The 17,724-nt window shown below is 60.4% G+C and carries 17 protein-coding genes; 8 read left to right on the top strand and 9 right to left on the bottom strand.

Translation table 11 applies throughout. The features are described 5' to 3' along the window. The first annotated feature begins 182 nt into the window (after positions 1-182). The 3 genes from AC19YS_RS21205 (at position 183) to AC19YS_RS21195 (ending at position 2,625) form a co-directional block, all read left to right on the top strand. Positions 183-1,091 (top strand): hypothetical protein, encoded by a 909-nt coding sequence (locus AC19YS_RS21205; RefSeq protein WP_500602572.1) that lies wholly within the window; start codon positions 183-185, stop codon positions 1,089-1,091. A gap of 651 nt (positions 1,092-1,742) precedes the next feature. Further along, positions 1,743-2,078, top strand: a complete 336-nt coding sequence (locus AC19YS_RS21200; protein ID WP_106580067.1) for a hypothetical protein — start codon at positions 1,743-1,745, stop codon at positions 2,076-2,078. Between the two features lies 1 nt (position 2,079). Continuing rightward, positions 2,080-2,625: a type III secretion effector protein gene (locus AC19YS_RS21195; RefSeq protein WP_119739397.1), complete on the top strand. Its 546-nt coding sequence runs from the start codon at positions 2,080-2,082 to the stop codon at positions 2,623-2,625. Between the two features lie 26 nt (positions 2,626-2,651). Here the strand turns inward: AC19YS_RS21195 and AC19YS_RS21190 are convergent, their stop codons facing one another. Beyond that, positions 2,652-3,803: an MFS transporter gene (locus AC19YS_RS21190; RefSeq protein WP_500602571.1), complete on the bottom strand. Its 1,152-nt coding sequence runs from the start codon at positions 3,801-3,803 to the stop codon at positions 2,652-2,654. 182 nt (positions 3,804-3,985) lie between these two features. Here AC19YS_RS21190 and AC19YS_RS21185 point away from each other — a divergent pair, with 182 nt between their 5' ends. The 5 genes from AC19YS_RS21185 (at position 3,986) to AC19YS_RS21165 (ending at position 11,074) form a co-directional block, all read left to right on the top strand. Further along, positions 3,986-4,972: a diaminopimelate epimerase gene (locus AC19YS_RS21185; protein ID WP_500602570.1), complete on the top strand. Its 987-nt coding sequence runs from the start codon at positions 3,986-3,988 to the stop codon at positions 4,970-4,972. Positions 4,973-5,273: 301 nt separating this feature from the next. Further along, positions 5,274-7,292 (top strand): type VI secretion system Vgr family protein, encoded by a 2,019-nt coding sequence (locus tag AC19YS_RS21180; RefSeq protein ID WP_500602569.1) that lies wholly within the window; start codon positions 5,274-5,276, stop codon positions 7,290-7,292. Beyond that, the gene (locus tag AC19YS_RS21175; RefSeq protein ID WP_500602568.1) at positions 7,292-8,128 is read left to right on the top strand and encodes a DUF4123 domain-containing protein; all 837 of its coding nucleotides are present in this window, start codon (positions 7,292-7,294) and stop codon (positions 8,126-8,128) included. Before AC19YS_RS21180 ends, AC19YS_RS21175 begins: the two co-directional genes overlap by 1 nt. After that, positions 8,121-8,903: a hypothetical protein gene (locus tag AC19YS_RS21170; protein WP_500602567.1), complete on the top strand. Its 783-nt coding sequence runs from the start codon at positions 8,121-8,123 to the stop codon at positions 8,901-8,903. Before AC19YS_RS21175 ends, AC19YS_RS21170 begins: the two co-directional genes overlap by 8 nt. Before the next feature lie 14 nt (positions 8,904-8,917). Beyond that, positions 8,918-11,074, top strand: coding sequence for a lipase family protein (locus AC19YS_RS21165; protein ID WP_200624889.1), 2,157 nt, complete (start codon positions 8,918-8,920; stop codon positions 11,072-11,074). A gap of 9 nt (positions 11,075-11,083) precedes the next feature. Here AC19YS_RS21165 and codA read toward each other — a convergent pair whose 3' ends face one another. The 8 genes from codA to AC19YS_RS21125 form a co-directional block, all read right to left on the bottom strand. Next, entirely contained in the window at positions 11,084-12,319 is a 1,236-nt protein-coding gene (codA, locus tag AC19YS_RS21160; RefSeq protein WP_106580074.1) for a cytosine deaminase, read from the bottom strand. Between the two features lie 27 nt (positions 12,320-12,346). Then, positions 12,347-13,564: a PucR family transcriptional regulator gene (locus AC19YS_RS21155; RefSeq protein WP_500602566.1), complete on the bottom strand. Its 1,218-nt coding sequence runs from the start codon at positions 13,562-13,564 to the stop codon at positions 12,347-12,349. Further along, positions 13,561-14,829, bottom strand: coding sequence for a cytosine permease (gene codB / locus AC19YS_RS21150; RefSeq protein WP_500602565.1), 1,269 nt, complete (start codon positions 14,827-14,829; stop codon positions 13,561-13,563). The genes AC19YS_RS21155 and codB overlap by 4 nt, the downstream gene beginning before the upstream one ends. Before the next feature lie 200 nt (positions 14,830-15,029). Beyond that, entirely contained in the window at positions 15,030-15,470 is a 441-nt protein-coding gene (locus tag AC19YS_RS21145; protein WP_500602563.1) for a GNAT family N-acetyltransferase, read from the bottom strand. Positions 15,471-15,496: 26 nt separating this feature from the next. After that, positions 15,497-15,694, bottom strand: a complete 198-nt coding sequence (locus AC19YS_RS21140; protein ID WP_106580078.1) for a helix-turn-helix transcriptional regulator — start codon at positions 15,692-15,694, stop codon at positions 15,497-15,499. Next, entirely contained in the window at positions 15,691-16,065 is a 375-nt protein-coding gene (locus tag AC19YS_RS21135; RefSeq protein WP_106580079.1) for a hypothetical protein, read from the bottom strand. Before AC19YS_RS21135 ends, AC19YS_RS21140 begins: the two co-directional genes overlap by 4 nt. 127 nt (positions 16,066-16,192) lie before the next feature. After that, positions 16,193-16,549, bottom strand: a complete 357-nt coding sequence (gene queD / locus AC19YS_RS21130; protein ID WP_017736453.1) for a 6-carboxytetrahydropterin synthase QueD — start codon at positions 16,547-16,549, stop codon at positions 16,193-16,195. Positions 16,550-16,625: 76 nt separating this feature from the next. Then, on the bottom strand, positions 16,626-17,705 hold the full coding sequence (locus AC19YS_RS21125; RefSeq protein WP_124416960.1) for a patatin-like phospholipase domain-containing protein: 1,080 nt from the start codon (positions 17,703-17,705) through the stop codon (positions 16,626-16,628). Positions 17,706-17,724 lie beyond the last annotated feature (19 nt).

Below are 17,724 nucleotides of genomic sequence, written 5' to 3'. Positions count from 1 at the left end.
ACGAAAAATCGCAGCCCTGGGGCTGCGATTTTTTTTGCGCCTTTCCTACAGGTTTTTAAGCGACCTGCTGCCGGATCAGGAACCTATTCCGACAGATGCGCCACACAGGGGAAACCTGAACGACTTCGACGTCACGCTGGCGTGGCAGGTTGGTAATCGATCCCCTTGCACTGGAGGCACTTATGTCGGTATCGGCTCTCGATACGTCTGTTTCTGTTTCATCAACCGCTGACACGGCGCTGGCTGATTCAAAGCCCGAAGCCAAGGCCAGCCGTGCGTTTTCTGTCGCGCCGTCCTACGACAGCCACAGCGCCGGGAACGTGAGTTATAACCTGTCGGTCAACGTCTCCGGGCCGGTGTTTGGCGCTCATCAGCAAACAGCCCAGGGTCACAGTGATCATCATCATTGGGCGCCGGCGATGAATCACTCGGCCTCGCAACAGGGTTTCATGCAGCAGTTTCAACACGCAATGGGCCATTGGTTTGGTAGTCAGCGACCCCACGCGCATGCTCATCACAACGGTGTACCGCCAACGCCGGTGCCGGTTGGGTCGGGTAAACCAGACCTCGTCTACTCCCACAAAAGTAATGACCAACTGGCGCAGTTGCTGTTGAACAACTTCGCTGCGTTCACCGGATCAAGTCACTCCAAGACCCTGAGTGCTCGCACCCTTAGAGGCATGGCGGCAAAACAGCTGGGCAGTGATCCCTACGTGAATGAAAACATTCGCACCGCCCGAGAGGTATTGCGGCGTACCGGCATGATGGACGCCCTGGGCAGTCGAACCGACCTGCACGCCCTGGCTAAACTCATTCGTGACGACAACCCCTTCAAATACAAGGATGACAAACAAATAGCCCAGGAAATGCTCAACCATTTCAATCAATTGAAAGATTACGTTGGGCACGAAATCAACGTCAGAGACCTTCAGGCGCTGGGCAAAACACCCATGACGGGCATTCCGTCGATCGACCATTTAATCCAGCTGAGTAAAGCGTTTACCGGCCGCGGCGATTCGCTGAAGAAAATGGACGCAGACGCGGATGGCCGGATCAACGTGTTTGAAATCCTGGTCGCACTGACCCGCTGATTGAGTACGCGCGATGCAATCGGCGCGGCGAACGCTTCGTGGCGCTTGCTGCGCTGGATGGGGCCAACGGCTTAGCGCACTCGGTAGTCTTTTCAGAACGTGAATCAGGGCCTGGATATGACTTCAACTTCGTTTCAACCCTGCCCAAGGGGAGGCCTCGACACCTTCGCCCATGGCGTCGACGTTGAGCGCTCAACAGCGGTGACAGGGCAAGAGCTGCCGAATGACCTTCTGCCTGCGGCCCCGCCGAATGGGTACGCGGCAGAAGTGCAGCGCATGAAAGCGCTCGCGGGGCAGTGCAAGTTCCGGGCACCGGTCGCCGATGATTTCGCCCGCGGCATGCTTGCGCCTGGGGAGGCGAGCCGCAACGAAAGCAAAGGGTCGGGCGCCTGGGCTGTGTTGATCCATGGCCTGAAAACTGTCTGGCGTGGGGGAAAGTCGGATTGACCCAGGGCCTCATGGTTTTTACATGCTGTTATTGGTATTCAGCCACTGCCCGGAACTATCGTGCCCAACTCGCCACACATCGGTTGCTTGCTCCTACGCAATCAACCCACTGATCCGGAGCACCTCGGTGTTGAATTTCAGGCAAGCACAGATCAGCAAAATGTCGGGAGATGACGTATGACAATTGAGGGTGCATTACCGCGCATGTTGCCAACGGCCATGGGCGGCCCGCAGGTTCGCTGGCCTTCGCCGCCGCCTGTGGCACAGCCATTTTGCGAGGATCAATCTGTTGCGCAAGACCTGCCGCCGCCGCGGCGGCATGGCTTGCGCGCTACCGTGCCGTCGTTGCGGCACCAGGCGCTGCAGAACGCGCCAGCGGCTCGCGCAGACACCACGCTTCCGGGCCCGAGCTTCACCGATAGGCAACTGGCGCTCGAGTTGCGAAAGAACTTTGACGTGTTTGAAAACTACAGCGAGGGGGGCTGTGTGACGCCGTCCTCGCTGCGCCAATTTGCAGCCGAAAAGCGTGAGGGTGAATAACGTGCGCGACCGCATGATCCTGGTGGTCAGGGAAATTCTCAAGCGCCCGCTGCTGAGCGACGCAATCATCGATTGCGACGGCTATATCACCCGCGACAGCCTGGAAGCCGCTTGCGCATTGCGCGGCAACAGTTCACCCAACGCCTTCAGCCAGGACCCTTTCCATGGCCAGGGCAATGCCAGCGTCGTGCAGGCGTTGCAAGGTCACTTCAAACAGCTGAGGGATACGCTCAAGGACCGCACCGTGTTCTTTGAAACCTTTGAGTACGTGGATATTTCGCTGCTCAAAGTGGTGATGAATGACCCCGATGACAGCGACTCACTGGGCAGGCCGATTCTTGAACCCACCACCGGATTGCCCAGGAAGAAATACAGTGAGCACTGTGTGTACACGGCAAAAAACATCATCGAGCGCCCAGGATTATTGCGCTCGCTGGAGCGCGCCAATACCCAGCGCTTGTTTGGCCGCTCCAGGCACGAGGGCTGGCTGTGCAACAAAAGCCTGGAGCGCTGGCTGGAACAGCACCAGATGCACAAGGCCCGGTAGCGTCCAGGCCGTGTGCGGCAGGCAATTTACACCTTGAGGATTTTGCCGCTGATGGCCACCCCGGCCAGCAGCATCGCGACCAGCACGAAGGCGATGCTCAAGCTGCTGCCGTGGGCGATAAAGCCGATCATGGCCGGGCCGGCAAGAATTCCGGCATAGCCCAGGGTCGTAATGGCCGGTACCGCAATGTGCTCCGGCATGACTTTTTGCTTGCCGACGGCGGTGTACAGCACCGGCACGATGTTCGAGCAACCAGCGCCCACCAATGCATACCCCAGCAGCGCGGTTTCCCAGGCCGGGAACAGCGTGGCGAGCAGCATGCCGGCGGTGGCCAGCGAGCCGCCGATAACAATCACACGGGTGGCGCCCAGCCGTCGCACAATGGCATCGCCGGTCAGGCGTCCTGCAGTCATGGTCAAGGCAAATGCCGCATAGCCGAGGCCGGCGTAAGCCTCATCCAGGCCACGCTCGGCGCTGAGGAATACGGCACTCCAATCCAGCACCGCACCCTCAGCCAAAAATACGATGAAACACAGGCAGCCAATAAACAGCACCACACCGTGAGGCACTGCAAACGCAGGGCCCGAGCTTTCACTGCCGTAGGGCAACAGATGTGGCCCGGCCTTGAGCAGCGCGACCGCCACGATCACGATCACCACCAGGGTCGCCTGCAACGGCGACAGGCCCAGGCCGAGCAACCCGGAGACTCCCGCCGCACCGACAATGCCGCCGAGGCTGAACAAGCCGTGAAAGCCCGACATCATGGTTTTACCGCTGGCACGCTCAACGATGACGGCTTGCAGGTTGACCGTCGAATCCACGGTGCCCAGGCCTGCGCCGAACAGAAACAGCCCGGCCATCAGCAGTGGGATCGAGCTGACCGTCGCGAGCATCGGCAGGGCCAGGCAGATCAGGATCGTGCCGCCCGTCAGCACGCGTCGGCAGCCGAAACGTGAGGCCAGCGCACCGGCCACCGGCATGGCGATGATCGAACCCACTCCCAGGCACAACAGCAGCAGACCCAGCGTGCCCTCGTTGAGTTGCGCGCGTGCCTTGGCATACGGCACCAGCGGCGCCCAGGCGGCGATGCCGAAGCCGGCGATGAAAAAAGCGATACGGGTCGACATTTGTTCCAGTCGCCCGGGAACCACGGGCGCTGGAGTGGGAATGGCAGTCATGAAAAATCCTTGGTTTTGCGTTCAGCGAACGATGTCCGGCGCGACATCCTTGCATATCAGGCGTTCTCGAGCGAGCCGGGTTCCCTTCGGATGACCCGATCGACAGTTCTGTAATACGCTGCCGTCCCGTGTGCAGGCAATTGGACGGACACGCTGATGAAGATTTTCAAGCGGGTGGCAATATGACCCAGTTCTATGACGCGCGGGGCAATATCTACGCGGTGGTCAGCCCGGCCTATCTGCGCAGCCGCGGTGTCGATGTGCCCGAGCGCGCTGACTTGGCGGCGCGCACACGCAAGGACTGGGCAGCATCGGCAATCTCCTCCGAGTGCGGCTGGGGCGCGTTGCCTCGACCCGCCAATGCGAAGGCGCACCGTTGCGATGGTTTGCTGGTCGGGCCGTTTCAATCCGCGCCGCCGTTCGACCTGCTGATCGTCAATACGGATGGCTCTCTCGCCGAACGCAGCGGCAACGGTCTGACTATCTTTGCGCAGGCGTTGACCGATCAGGGCTTGATGGTTCAGACGTGTGAATTGCGCGTGCACCATGACCAGCCGGTCACGGCGTCGCCTGTTGCCACCCGCGTGGAGCCGGCGTTGTACGAACAGGTGGCAGGTTTCTGGCTGGCATTGGGGCTACCGATGTTCGGCCCCAGCGCAGTGGCCGCTGCGGGTGTCAATGCGGTTGCGGTCAGGGAGCGTGAGTTCAGTCACGTGGCCGCGTTGGCGGCAATCAACCCGCACTGGGCTTGCAGTGAGTTTGTACGCGTGGGCAACCCTCATTGCGTGACGCTCGTCGAGCACGCCAGCGCGTTACCCGACAATCGGTCGATGCAACAGCCTGAACTGTTCGGGTTGTTGCAGGCGATTGCCTTCGCACCGCCGCTCGGGCGTGGTCAACCTTGTAGTGCCGGAATCAATCTGCAATGGGCTACCCGATCTTCGGACAATCACCTGATCGCGCGGGTGTTTGAGCGGGGAGAGGGTCCCACCGCGTCCTCGGGGACCAGCGCCAGTGCAGTGGCGTGCGCGGCATGGCGAGCAGGTTGGGTCACGGACGGCGTGGTAACCGTGGTCATGCCAGGTGGCACGGCGCCCGTACGGTTGCAAAGCCAGGGTGAAACACTGCTGAACGTCAGCCTGTTCGGGACTGCCAGGGCTCAAGCCTGATCGTGACAGAGCAGCTGATGGCGTGGGTTAGTGTCAGCTGTTTCTTTATTGGTTAGTTAGGTTTGTGAAGTTAGTGTGGGAAATTTCTTGTTGTTCTTAGTTGCTTTATTAACGCGCTGTAATGTTTCGTAAAAGACACTTCCGACCCCAATGTACGAAACTTCTTTTTTGTTTTTGAAGAGCCGAATTTCGCCTGAAATCGCTAAGCTTCACTGCGTTAAGGCGCTTTTTCCCAGCTGTTCGATCAACATCCGACGGGAGAAAGCCTTTCAGTCAACTATGTGATGATGGGTAACTACGGATGGTGAGTGCGTTAATGTCAACACGTTTCAAATTGATACTTCCAGAAGTTGCCAGCGACTTTCAAGTGCTCGCTTTTGAAGGCAATGAAGTCATTGATCAGCCTTATTTCATTCAACTGCAGGTAGTCAGTGAAAACGCCTCGCTGGACCTTGAGGCACTGCTCCATCAGCCTGCCTATCTTGACTTCGGCGCGGCGGACGCAGGGCTGCATGGGCAAATCCACGCCATCGGCCGTGATGATCCGGGCGCGCGGCTGACCCGTTATCACCTCACCCTGGCCCCCCGGCTGGCGTGCCTGGCCCACCGGCGTGACCAGCGGATTTTCCAGCAGCGCAGTGTGCCGCAGATCATCGCTGCGGTGCTTGAGCATCACGGTATCCTTGCCGACGCCTATTGCTTCGAACTCGGCCCGGTGGTCTATCCGCCACGCACGTTCTGCGTGCAGTACGCTGAAACCGACCTGCACTTCATCCAGCGCCTGTGCGAAGAGGAGGGCATTCACTACCATTTCCGCCACAGCACGAACAATCACGTGCTGGTGTTTGGTGACGACCAGACGGTGTTTCGGCGCTTGCCTGCGCAGCGCTACTGTCCGGTGCATGACTATGTCGACGAATCGGGGGTGATCCAGGGTTTCGAGGTGCGCCTGGAAACCCGCACTCGGCATACGGCTCGCCGCGATCATGATTTCGAGCACCCGTTGTTGCGCTTGCACGACACGGCAGGCACTGCCTGGGCGCAACCTTTGGAGGATTATCGCTACCCTGGTGGCTTCTTTGACCCTGCACGGGGCAAACAATTGGCGCGCCGAAGCCTGGAGCGCCATCAGAGCGACCGTCATCACGCGCTGGGTAGCAGTGATCAAGCTGCGTTGAGCAGCGGCCATTTCCTCGAACTGCGCGATCACCCCGATCCGGCCTGCAACGACCTTTGGTTGATCACATCAGTGCGTCATGAGGGTTATCAACCGCAGGTACTTGAGGAAGCGGTGGTTGAGACGGACGCATTCCAGGGCTACCGCAACCGGTTCATCGCCACACCCTGGCGCGCGCCTTATCGGCCTCGTCTGAAGCACCCGAAGCCGACCATCAATGGCAGTCAAACCGCCACGGTGACAGGGCCTGCGGGCGAGGAGGTGTATTGCGATGCTTATGGCCGGGTGAAGGTACGGTTTCATTGGGATCGCCTGGAAAACGCCGATGACAAAAGCAGCTGCTGGGTACGGGTAGCGTCCGGTTGGGCGGGGGATGGCTTTGGCGCAATGATGATTCCGCGCGTGGGCATGGAGGTGCTGGTGACCTTCCTGGAGGGCGACCCCGACCGGCCATTGATCAACGGCTGCCTGCCCAATGCGCTGCACATGCCGACCTATCCTTTGCCGCAGCACGCTACCCGCAGTGTCTTGCGCAGCCGCAGTTCGCCGGGCGGCGGGGGAGCCAACGAACTGCACCTTGAAGATCGCCGTGGCGAGGAACTCATCTACTTGCGCGCTCAGCGTGATCTGGAGCAGAAAGTGGGGCACGACAGTCGCTTGGAGGTCGTCGGAGAGCGCCACGAAATCATCCGGGGACTGAGCACGGCTCACCTGCAAAGCGGCGAGCGTCGTCATATCGGGGGTGATCGCAATGTCGAACTCAAAGCGCATGATCACCTGGACGTGCAGGGCGACAGTCAGACACGGGTAGGGCGTTTGCTGGTCATAGAAGCCGGGCAACAAATCCATCTCAAGGCAGGTGCCAGCCTGGTCATCGATGCGGGCGCGCAACTGAGCCTCAGGGCTGGGGGTGAGTATGTGCTGGTTCAGGCCGGCGGTATTTTCACCAGCAAACCCATTACCGTCGGCGGCCTGCCACCCCCGAATTCATCAGCGAGCCCCTTTTCAGCAACAACAGGCCCGAAAATGGCGGTCGCACAAGGCCTCGTCATGGCGTTGGCCCGGCAATTGGGGGCTGATTTTTGTCCTGTGTGCGAGCAATGCCGCGAAGGCCAGTGCGATATCAAACGGAGGGCTGCTTGATGCAGAGCACGCCTGGCCGCTGGATGGCCCAACAGCAACAAGCGGGCCGCCGACTGTGTCTGATCCTTGACGGCAACCATGAGGCACGCCAGCCGCTGCTGGCAGCCCGTAATCTGTCGCAATATTGCAGTCTCTACGGTGAGAGCGCTGTGGCCGAACTGGCAGCGGTTGGTCCGGTGATCCTGCTATTGGAGCAGGCAAGTGAGCCTGCGCTGTTCGACCTGCTGCAGCACCCGCAGTCTGACTGGGGTTGGTTGGCAAGCCTGCCCGACGACGACCTGGCCGGTGCGGCCCGACATTGGCGCGAGCGCATGCTGGTAGGGCTCGAGGGCAGCCAGGCGTTGTATCGCTTTCATGACAATCGAACCCTGGCTCGCGTGTTGGCTCATCTGCCGAGTGAGCACTGGCCGGTGTTCCTCGGCCCGTTGATCAGCGTGTGCTACTGGCACGAGGGCCATTGGCACCACGGCGATAATCCGGCCCCCGGTGAGTATCCGGTGCCAGTTCCGGCACCCTGGCTCAACACCCCCAACCCCCATACGGCGGCCATCCTGCACGCCAATGTCCTGCGTTACCTGCTGACCGAGCACAGCGAAGACCTCGCCGCGCTGATTGAATTCCAGGACCCTCGAATCTGGTTATCTCAGGTATTGGAACAGGCTCGTGCGTGGCAATGGCGTGCGCCGCAACAGCTTGAGTTCCTGGTGGTGCGCAGGTTGGAAGAGGCAACGCGTACCTGCGTCATTCAGTGGCAGCCAATGCAAGGAGAAACGCCTGGGGACCACTTCGAACGAGTATCGGCGCAGTGGCGCAGGCTGGGAGGCAAGCATGGATAATCGGCTGCGTGGTGCATTGGTCGCGCTGGGTGCGGGATGGCTTTCGGGATGTGCGGTGGGGCCGGTCAATCACTTCACGCTGGAGGTGGATTTGCCTGCGGAGTTTCGGTTTACAGGGGCGGCTAACTACGGTCCTGCAAGGGACCAGTTGTGTACCTTGCCGCGACGTCGAGGCAAGAGGCCAGAGCGGAAGATCTTTATTGCTGATTACAAACCGGTGGCCGAACGAGTGAGCTATGACCTGCCGCTGACTGAAACCATCGAGGGATGCCCATCGGTGTTGAAGAGCGTGGAGTTCGACATTTATGCGAAATGGGGCGAGCGCGACGCAGATGTCGGTGGAGATTCAGCCGCTATCTATTTCGCAGATCCTGTCGAATCTGAGCGCGTAGCAGGGATGCCCGGCTCAGGTGTGCAGGAGCTGGCCGGTCAATGCAGGTGGTTTTTTCGCACGGTGGGGCCCTTGCATGCAATCAGAAAAATTCTGGAGTGCAGAGCGTTGGACGCAGGAGGGCAGCGGCAGAAAGTTCGAGCGGGCGGTGTCGTGCAGCGAGAGCTGTTACCTGGAAAAAAAGTCAGGCTGGAACTGGCGCTTTCAGATCAGGAAGAACCGGCTTTTGACCGGCGGTGGATAGCTGTACCGGGAGGTTGGAAACGCTGCAGGGGTAAAAGCTTTGAGGATCAGCAGGGAGCTTGCGAGCCCGATAACAAGGACTTCAAACCTATAAAGATGCCGGATGGACGCACTTGTGATGTCTATCCCACCTGTAATTGACAAGGAGTCGAGTCATGAATCAAGAAGCGCGCAAGCAAGCTTTTTTCAGCAGCAACATGCCTGCATGTGCATTGAAAGGGCATTGGGCAAGCTTTTGTCTGGTTGATGAAACGGGCAGTGGGAAGGCCTACGGCGGGCTTGGTTACACTGTCTATGACAGTACGGGCCACTCGTACAATGGCAGGCTGACTGGGGAGGGGTTTGCCAAGCTACAAGGATTTTACTGCGGTCCTGTCGTGCTTATTCTGGAGGGGCTATACGCTGGAAATGAGCAGCCGTATTTTGAATTGAGTACGCGCAAGACTTACAAATTGCCCATCACCGAACTCCAGGCCCGGGCCGAACAAACCCGCTTTTGCACTGCTGACGGCCAGCGTATCGAGGGAAATCCTGCACAGCGCAAAGCGGACCGGTTTTATCAGGTAGAAGTGCGCGACCTGGTCCGGCATGTTGCTCACTTACCGCCGTTGGCGCCCCGCACTTACCCACCTCAACGCCATGCGTTAAAAATGATGGCTGAGTTGGGCTTCGGTCCGCCTCAGCCGACTTTGTCAGGTGTGGTGTTGTTCCCCAACCTGCATACCGTGCTGGAGGTACGACCTTTGCGAGCCCTGCGCCCGATGCTATCCACAGAGGATCGTTTCTGCGCCTTGAACCTCTACCAATTGGCGCTGATGGCTACCTTGAGTTACTGCGATTTTGGCCAGCAGCCTCCAACGAATCCGGTGGATCAAGTCAGCTTTGCTCTGGATCCCGGCATAGGGAATCTGTTCGTCGAAAAGCTTTCGGCCTATCAAGAAGCCTGGAATGTTGATCGCGAGCAGGTGCAGCGCTTTTACCCGCTCTATGAGGAAGTCCCATACTCCCAGCGTTTTGAGATCGTGCCCTTCGACCCTGACGTGTACCCACAGAACCGCTCTGAGCTTGGCGCAAAACAGGAGCATCCTGCTCTGGTGCATTTTTTCAACGATGAGCAGTTCGGAACGGACACTCAGGCGTTCATCACTCATCACGCTGAAATCATCCTGATCGCTGTGCGAGGCACCGCCAGCGGCGCCGATGCACTGCGAGACGCCGACGCCCACCAAGTGCCGTTTTCTGACGGCGTGGGCAAAGCCCATAAGGGCTTCTATCAGGCGTACCTAGCGATGCGCGATTTTATTCTGCGATACCTCGAGCAGTTTCACAGCGGCCAGCGCATTGTAATCTGCGGCCACAGCCTCGGCGGCGCCATCGCCTTGCTCCTGGCAGAAGGATTGCGACGAATCCCCGACACTCAGTACAACATTCTCCTCTACACCTATGGCGCGCCTCGCGCCGCCGACGCCGAGTTTACCGAAGGCGCCTCAGCGCTGGTCCACCATCGCATCGTCAACCACAACGACCCGGTGCCCAGCGTTCCGGCCACGTGGATGAACACCACCGCAAAACTCTGGGTTCCGGGTGTAGTGGCGTTGTTCAGCGCACCCGGTCCGGGTGGGCTTCTGTTTGCCGCCGGCCTGGTGCGTGTGGGTGGCAGTCCCTACCAGCATCACGGCGAACAGCAGCACTTCATGCCGATCAAACTGGCCGATGGCACGCATTCCTCGGTGTTATGGACGCCCGGTTGTGAGTCTATTCTGCAGGCCGGTTGTAACCGTGCCTTGCAACTTCAAGGTGACATGCCCAACCGCGCCAACGTGCTGAAACAACTGTTTCAGGCCAGCCAGCACTTCATGACGGCCAGTTACATCCCGGCGGCCTGGGCCACGTTGCGTCGCTGGCAACAAACCGTTGATAGCCAAGGGCCTCTGGTCACGCAGAGAGAATTTGAGCTGCTGGACCGTGCCCTTGAGAGCATGACTGCGCAGTTGCGCGACAAGAACCGCGAGCTGGACCGTCGCCGCCCCTCAAACCAGCGTGGCTATGGGCACGAACATAGCCAGGCGTTGAACACAGAAATTGACCGGTTGCGCACCAGTCGCCAACGCTTGGAGTCCCTGCGCTGGCGGCGCCTGGACGCCCGCGACGTGTATGGCAGTCACGCCGATCGCGCGCACCTGCAACCCAGCTTGAAGCGTTGGTTCAGCCACCCTGAAAACCGTGAGTTGGCGCAAGTTGCCAGTATTCCTGCGCCGATTCATGACGGTTCAGGCAAGGTGCATCCGCTCGACCTCGACGCCATTGTGTAGTCAGGCCGGTTACAAAAACTCCACCTGCGCCGGTTGCCGTTTCATCAGCACTTTGCCATTGCGGATTGAGTACAGCGGCAGGCCCTGGCTGCGAATAACTTCGTAGTCGCTGTTTGCCGACAAGATCAGCAAGTTGGCCGGGCGCCCCGGCTCCAGGCCATAACGCTCGCCCAGGGCCATGGCCTTGGCGCTGTTGTCGGTGACCAGGTCCAGAGCACTTTGCAGATTGCGATAGCCGAGCATATGGCAAATGTGCAAACCGGCTTCCAGGACCCGCAGGATGTTACCGTTGCCCAGGGGGTACCAAGGGTCGACGATCGAATCCTGGCCAAAGCATACGTTCATGCCGGCTTCGAGCAGTTCGTTGACGCGGGTCACGCCGCGGCGTTTCGGGAAGCTGTCGAAGCGGCCTTGCAGGTGAATGCTTTCGGTGGGGCAGGAGACGAAGCTGATTCCTGAGTGCCCCAGCAGGCGAAACAGTTTGGCGCAATACGCATTGTCGTAGGAGCCCATGGCCGTGGTGTGGCTGGCGGTGACGCGTGCGCCCATGTCGCGGCTGCGGGCTTCTTCGGCCAGCACTTCGAGAAAGCGCGAGTGAGGGTCATCGGTTTCGTCGCAGTGCACGTCCACCAGGCAACCCGTGCGTTCGGCCAGGTCCATGAGGAACTTCACCGAGCTGACGCCTTGGTCACGGGTGTACTCAAAGTGGGGAATGCCGCCGACGACGTCGGCGCCCAGGCGAATGGCCTCGGCCATCAACTCGCGGCCATTGCGGTAGGACTCGATGCCTTCCTGGGGGAAGGCGACGATTTGCAAGTCGATCAGGTGCGAGCTGTCTTCGCGTACCTCAAGCATGGCTTTGAGTGCCGTGAGCTCGGGGTCAGTGACGTCGACGTGGGTGCGGACATGCTGAATGCCGTGGGCTGCCAGGGTTTGGATGGTTTTTTTGGCGCGAGTCTTGGTGTCTTCCTGGGTGATCGTGGCTTTACGCTCGCCCCAGCATTCGATGCCTTCGAACAACGTGCCGCTCATGTTCCAGCGCGGTTCGCCAGCCGTAAGGGTGGCGTCGAGGTGAATGTGGGGTTCAACAAAAGGCGGTATGACCAGGTTGCCAGCGGCGTCCAAATCACCGGCCCTTAAAGCAGGTACCTCGGTTTGCGAAGTGATGCTGGCGATCCGGCCGTGTTCCAGGTGCAGATCATGCAGGCCTTCACGGTTGCGCAGGCGGGCGTTGATGATATGCATGGGCAAGTTCCTCTTGGCTAAAGACAATCAGGCAGTCAGCCGCCAGATCATCAGGGCTATTCCGATGTCCAGGCGGTCATATGAATTGCCCAGCGTTAGCCCGCTCAGGGCTTCGATACGCTGGACGCGGTGCGTCACCGTGTTGCGGTGCAGGGCCAGGCGCTGCGCGGCGGCCACAAGGTTACCATTCTCGTGAAACCAGGCTTCCAGGGTCGGCATCAGGCAGGGGCCATGGTGGCGGTCGTGGCGCAACAACGGGCCCAGGCGCTCATTGAGAAACTGGTCGAGCAGGGCGCGATCACGCACGCCACTGAGCAGCTTCAATACGCCGAGTTCGTCATACACGCAAAGCCCGGCGCGGTCGCTGAAACGTCGCGCCGCCGCCAAGGCCTGGCGTGCCTCATCCTGCGCCTGAGCCAGGCTCGCGGGTGGGTGGGCAGCGGCGCTCAGGCCGATAAACAGTTTCAAAGGGGCCAGCCGCAGGTTCAAGGGGTTAAGCCAGGCAACCCATTGTTGGCGATTGGCCAACGCTTGCACGGCATCGGTGGCCGGCAGCAACAATGTCCAGTGCCCAGCCCTGCCCACAATCGGCAATGCTGCATGATGCCGCGCCGAAAACTGGCGCAATCGACGCGCGATACTGTCGTGCTGCCGGGCCAATTGCGCCTCCGTCTGCGCAGTATCACCCTGGGCAAATAATGCCTCGCCACCCTCCAGTTGCAACTGGACAACCTGCCAATGCCCGGCCAGCGACATGCCCAGCTGCGCTGCCCGATTCAGTAACACCTCAAGGGACTGATAATCACCGGCGAGCAAGCGTTCCAGCACGTCGTGTCGCGAACGGCCCAGTTGCTCGGAATGGATCAGCGCCGAACCAATCGCCTGTGTCACCAGCACCATTTTCAGCGAGTAAGGCTGCTCGATCAGCGGCATGCCGGCCGCTTCGGCGGCGCTCAACAGGCGCTGGGGGATTGTCTGGATATAGGCCGGCCCGGTGAGGATCACCAGACCGGCAACCTGACGCTGGCACGCTTCTTCAAGCAAACGCAGGAGGTTGGGTTCATCGCGTGGGTGATTGATGCCGGTGACGAACACCAACTCGCCGCCCAGTACCCACTCGGCAATCCCGCTGTTTTCCGCGACATACGGCCAGCGCACGGCGTTATCCAGGCCGCTGTCACCTGCGCGCAGGCGCATCGATTCAAGGCCGGGCAGGGCCAGTACATCGGCGACGGTGAGGCTCATGCCGGGGCATCAGCCAGCGGCGCACGCACACGCAGCACGGCGGTCAGCACGACGTAGGTCAGCGACGCGGCAACAATCCCCACCAGTGGCGCCACCCAGGGCGAGTGGAACGCCAGCACCGTGCCCACCGCGTACGCCACCAGCCCAGGCCAATTGAATGCCGGCAGGCGCGTCTCGGCCAGGCGCGGGTACTGGCCGCGATACCGGTAGAAGAAGTCTGCCATTATCACGCCGCCAATCGGTGGGATCACTGTGCCCAGCAAAATCAGGTAGGGCACCAGCATGTCGTACATTCCGAGCAGCGCGAGCAGGGTGCCGATAACCGCACCGGCCAGGGTCACGGTCTTGCGGCGGCGGGTCCGCAGCAAGTTGCAGCCGGCGACGGCAAAGTTATAAATGGTGTTGTCCTGGGTGCTCCAGATATTGAGCAACAACATGGCCATGGCCGCCATCGCGAAGCCTTGCAGCAACAACACTTCCACCACGTCTGGCTGCTGGTAGACGATGGCGCCATAGGCCCCGATCAGTACCATCAAACCATTGCCGATAAAAAATCCGATCAGGCTGGCCAGCACCGCGACCTTGGCCGAACGGGAAAACCGCGTCCAGTTGGTGGCCTGGGTGGCACCGCTGACAAAAGTGCCAAACACCAGTGTGATCGCGGTGGACAAATCCAGCTCGCCTGTCGGCACGACTGCCAGCAGGCCGTCCAGCCCGCCGACTTTTACCTTGGCGACCCACATCGACAGAAACAGCAGGATACCCATGGCCGGCACCGCGATGTAGGACAGCACCTCCAGCCCGCGATATCCCACATACGCCGTGGCGCAGAACACCATGCCGAACAGCACCATCAGGCCCAACACGCTGCCCTGGCTCAGCTCGAAATACTTGCCCAGCACCACGGCGGCGGTGGCCGTGCCCCAGGCGTACCAGCCGATCTGGGTAAAACCGAGGATCAAGTCGCTGAGCTTGCTGCCGACCTCGCCAAAGCAGAAGCGGCCCATCAACACTGAATTCAAGCCACTCTTGAACGCGATGTAACCCAGGCCCGCGGCGTAAATGCCCAGCAACAGGTTACCCAGGGCCACAACGCCGAGCATGTCGGTAAAACTGAACGCTACGCCCAGTTTGCCGCCGGCAAACATGGTCGCGGTGAAAAACGTGAACCCCAGCAGCACCATGGCGGTGGATGCCAGGCCCTTGCGCGCATGCATCGGCACTTCGCTGAGGGGGTAATCGTTGCCCGGTTCTTGCTGAGTCATGGCCCTGCTCCCTGAATGAGTGACGCAGGCCTGTTGCACCGCGCGTGCCAGATCGGCAGAAGTGACAGGCGCACGCAGGATGCTGTGCACCGTGCACAGTATTTATAGCCGCATTGGGGAGAGTCGCAGGGAACAGTGGTCTTTGTGCCCAGTCGGGCACGAAAGCAGTGCAGCGGTGATACAAATTGGATCAGCTGCTGCTAAAGGCGCTTGGTCATGTACACACGGCGCAGACCCTGTTCCACGGCGCGATGGGTTTGCACGTAGCCACGGCGTGTGTACAACGCGATGTTCTCGGTCATGGTTTCATGGGTGTACAGGTAAATCAATGCGTAGCCGGCGTCGATGGCGCGTCGTTCGGCAAAATCCATCAGCAGTCTTCCGAATCCCAAGCCCTGGGCGTCAGGCGCTACAGCGAGGTTGTCCAGCAGCAAAGCGCCTTCGCCCTTGAGCAGGACAATGAACCCCTGAACCTTCCGGGCGTTGTCCAGCACGTAAACGCCGCCAGCCTCGACCAACAGCTGATAGTCCTCAAGCATCGGCCCGGACTTGCGGCCGATCCGCTCGATGTAGGGCGAGTAGGCGGCTTCGACAATGGCCTCGATGGCAGCAACGTCATCAGGGGTGGCGGGGCGCATCATTGCAGTGTGCTCCTGTAACAAATGACTCAGTCTGCTGGTGCTTCGAAGATCGCCTCGATACTGCGCTCGAACACCTTGGCGATCTTGAATGCCAACGGCAAGCTCGGATCATAGCGGCCGGTTTCGATGGCATTGACGGTCTGGCGCGAAACCTCCAGGCGCTGTGCAAGGTCGGCCTGGGACCAACCCCGTTCGGCGCGCAACTGGCGCAGCTGATTATTCACTGGTAGCGCCTTGTGCCGACGATCGTGGCCACGCACCAGACGCCGCCCATGATCGGCCACACCATGAAGGCCGACAGGCGTGGAAAACCGGCGGTTTCCAGAAAGCCGTAGCTGAACGTCGTGAGTGCGGTGCAGACAAACGCCACAGCGAGAGCATCCAGTTGGATCTTGCGGCCCATTTCATCCATGGCGTTCACGCGGCGGACGATCGAAACCGCCATCGCGATCATGGGAATCACCGGCAGCAACGCCAGGGCGATTTTGGCGACCCCGTCAGGCATGGATCGAACGAGCGAGCTGGAAACCACGACGCACAAAATGTACACCACCATGACGACTGCGAATTCCATCAGAAAGCGTTTGGGCGACATGACTCTCTCCATAAGTAAAGTGTGCTTTACGTTAGGTATGATCAATTACCATGTCAAGGCTGCTTTACATCGAGGCTCTCCGGGCATAAAAAAACCACCCGCAGGTGGTTCTTCAACGTGCCATCGCTTACTCGCCGCGATAGATGCAGCCGCTGGTGCAGGTCTCGTGGATGCGAATCGCACTGAGTTCCGGCAGCAGCGGTTTGAGCTCAGTCCAGATCCATTTGGCCAGCACCTCGCTGGTCGGGTTTTCCAGGCCTGGGATGTCATTGAGGTAGTTGTGGTCGAGGCGCTCGTAGAGCGGCTTGAAAATCGCCTTGATCTCCGAGAAGTCGCGAATCCAGCCGGTATGCGGATCGAGGTCGCCGCTCAGGTGGATCGCCACCTTGAACGAATGCCCATGCAGGCGCCCGCATTTATGGCCGTCCGGCACGTGGGGCAGGCGGTGGGCGGACTCGAAGGTAAATTCTTTGAAGATTTCCACAGTATTTTCAGCTCGGTCAGGTATCTGGCAGGCGGCGAGTTTAACAGCTTGATCCTTCGCCGCGCATACCGCTGGGTCATAGCGCCAGCAAGTGCTCGCCCAATGTGCCGTTATCTGCCAGTTCCAGGAACTCATCGCCTAACCGTCGGCTCTCGCTCATTGCGGTTTGCCAGTACTTGTTGCGGCTCGGGTCATCGCCCATGAAGCGCTTGAAGTCGCTGCGGTCCGGCAGCTTGCCGTGGGGCAGGCGGGCCAAGTAGTCCTTGGATGGGGCCAGCAACAATACGTCCTGCAAGCCCTGTTGATTACTGCGCCGCCACGGCAGGCCCTTGTCGAACCAGCCGGGGATGACCCGGTCGGTGAAGTGCGGGTACAGCACGATGTCATCGCCGTGGTAGGGCAGGTCGAGGTGATAGTCGAGCAGGCCGCCGTCGCGGTAAGTGCCGGCGCCCGCGCCGGGCAGGTCGCGTACCCCTTGCATCACCATGGGGATCGAGCCGGACGCCAGCAGTGCCTGGCGCAAGTTGCGCAGGTCCAGGTCGAGGAAGCGCGAAGGGAAGTCCTTCAGCGGATGCACCGGCGGCGCCTGGCGCGGGTCGTGGATGATCAGCCGTTCGAAGTGCCGCGCCAGCCGCGCACGGCCGCGCAGGTTGTCGGCAATGACCGACGACAAGCCCAGACCGAGCCGACCGCGATGGTCATCGGCGAGCAGGCCGTGGCTTTTGACCACCATGATGTTCAGGCGATAGTCGGGGTTGTCCAGCACCCGCGCATCACGGCCTGCGAGCAAGTCGTCGAGCATGCGCTGGCAGCTGCGGCTGACCTCGGCCATGGTCACGCCCTTGGCAAAGCGTTGTTCGTTGTACAGGCGGCCGAGGTCGAGCAGGCCTTGCACCGGGTCGGGCAGGCAGGCGCTGGCAAACCGCCAGGAGCCGATGGAGGCGCCGATCAGCGCACGCTCGCGGGGGGCGCGCGGCAACCAGTCGCCGAACAAGGCCAGGTCCAGCCCCTGGATGCCCAATGCCTTGGGGCCGCCGGCCGCGCCGGGCAGGATACCGACATCCGCAGGTTTGAGGCCCTGTTCGCGAATGCGCGCAAAGGCGCGTTTACCGGCCTTGAGCGTCAACGCGGGAAATTTGATGTGGATGGCTGTCATACCAGTCTCTGTTCAAGCG

Source organism: Pseudomonas sp. MF08831, from assembly GCF_059862645.1.
This window is presented reverse-complemented; position numbering and strand designations above follow the sequence as displayed.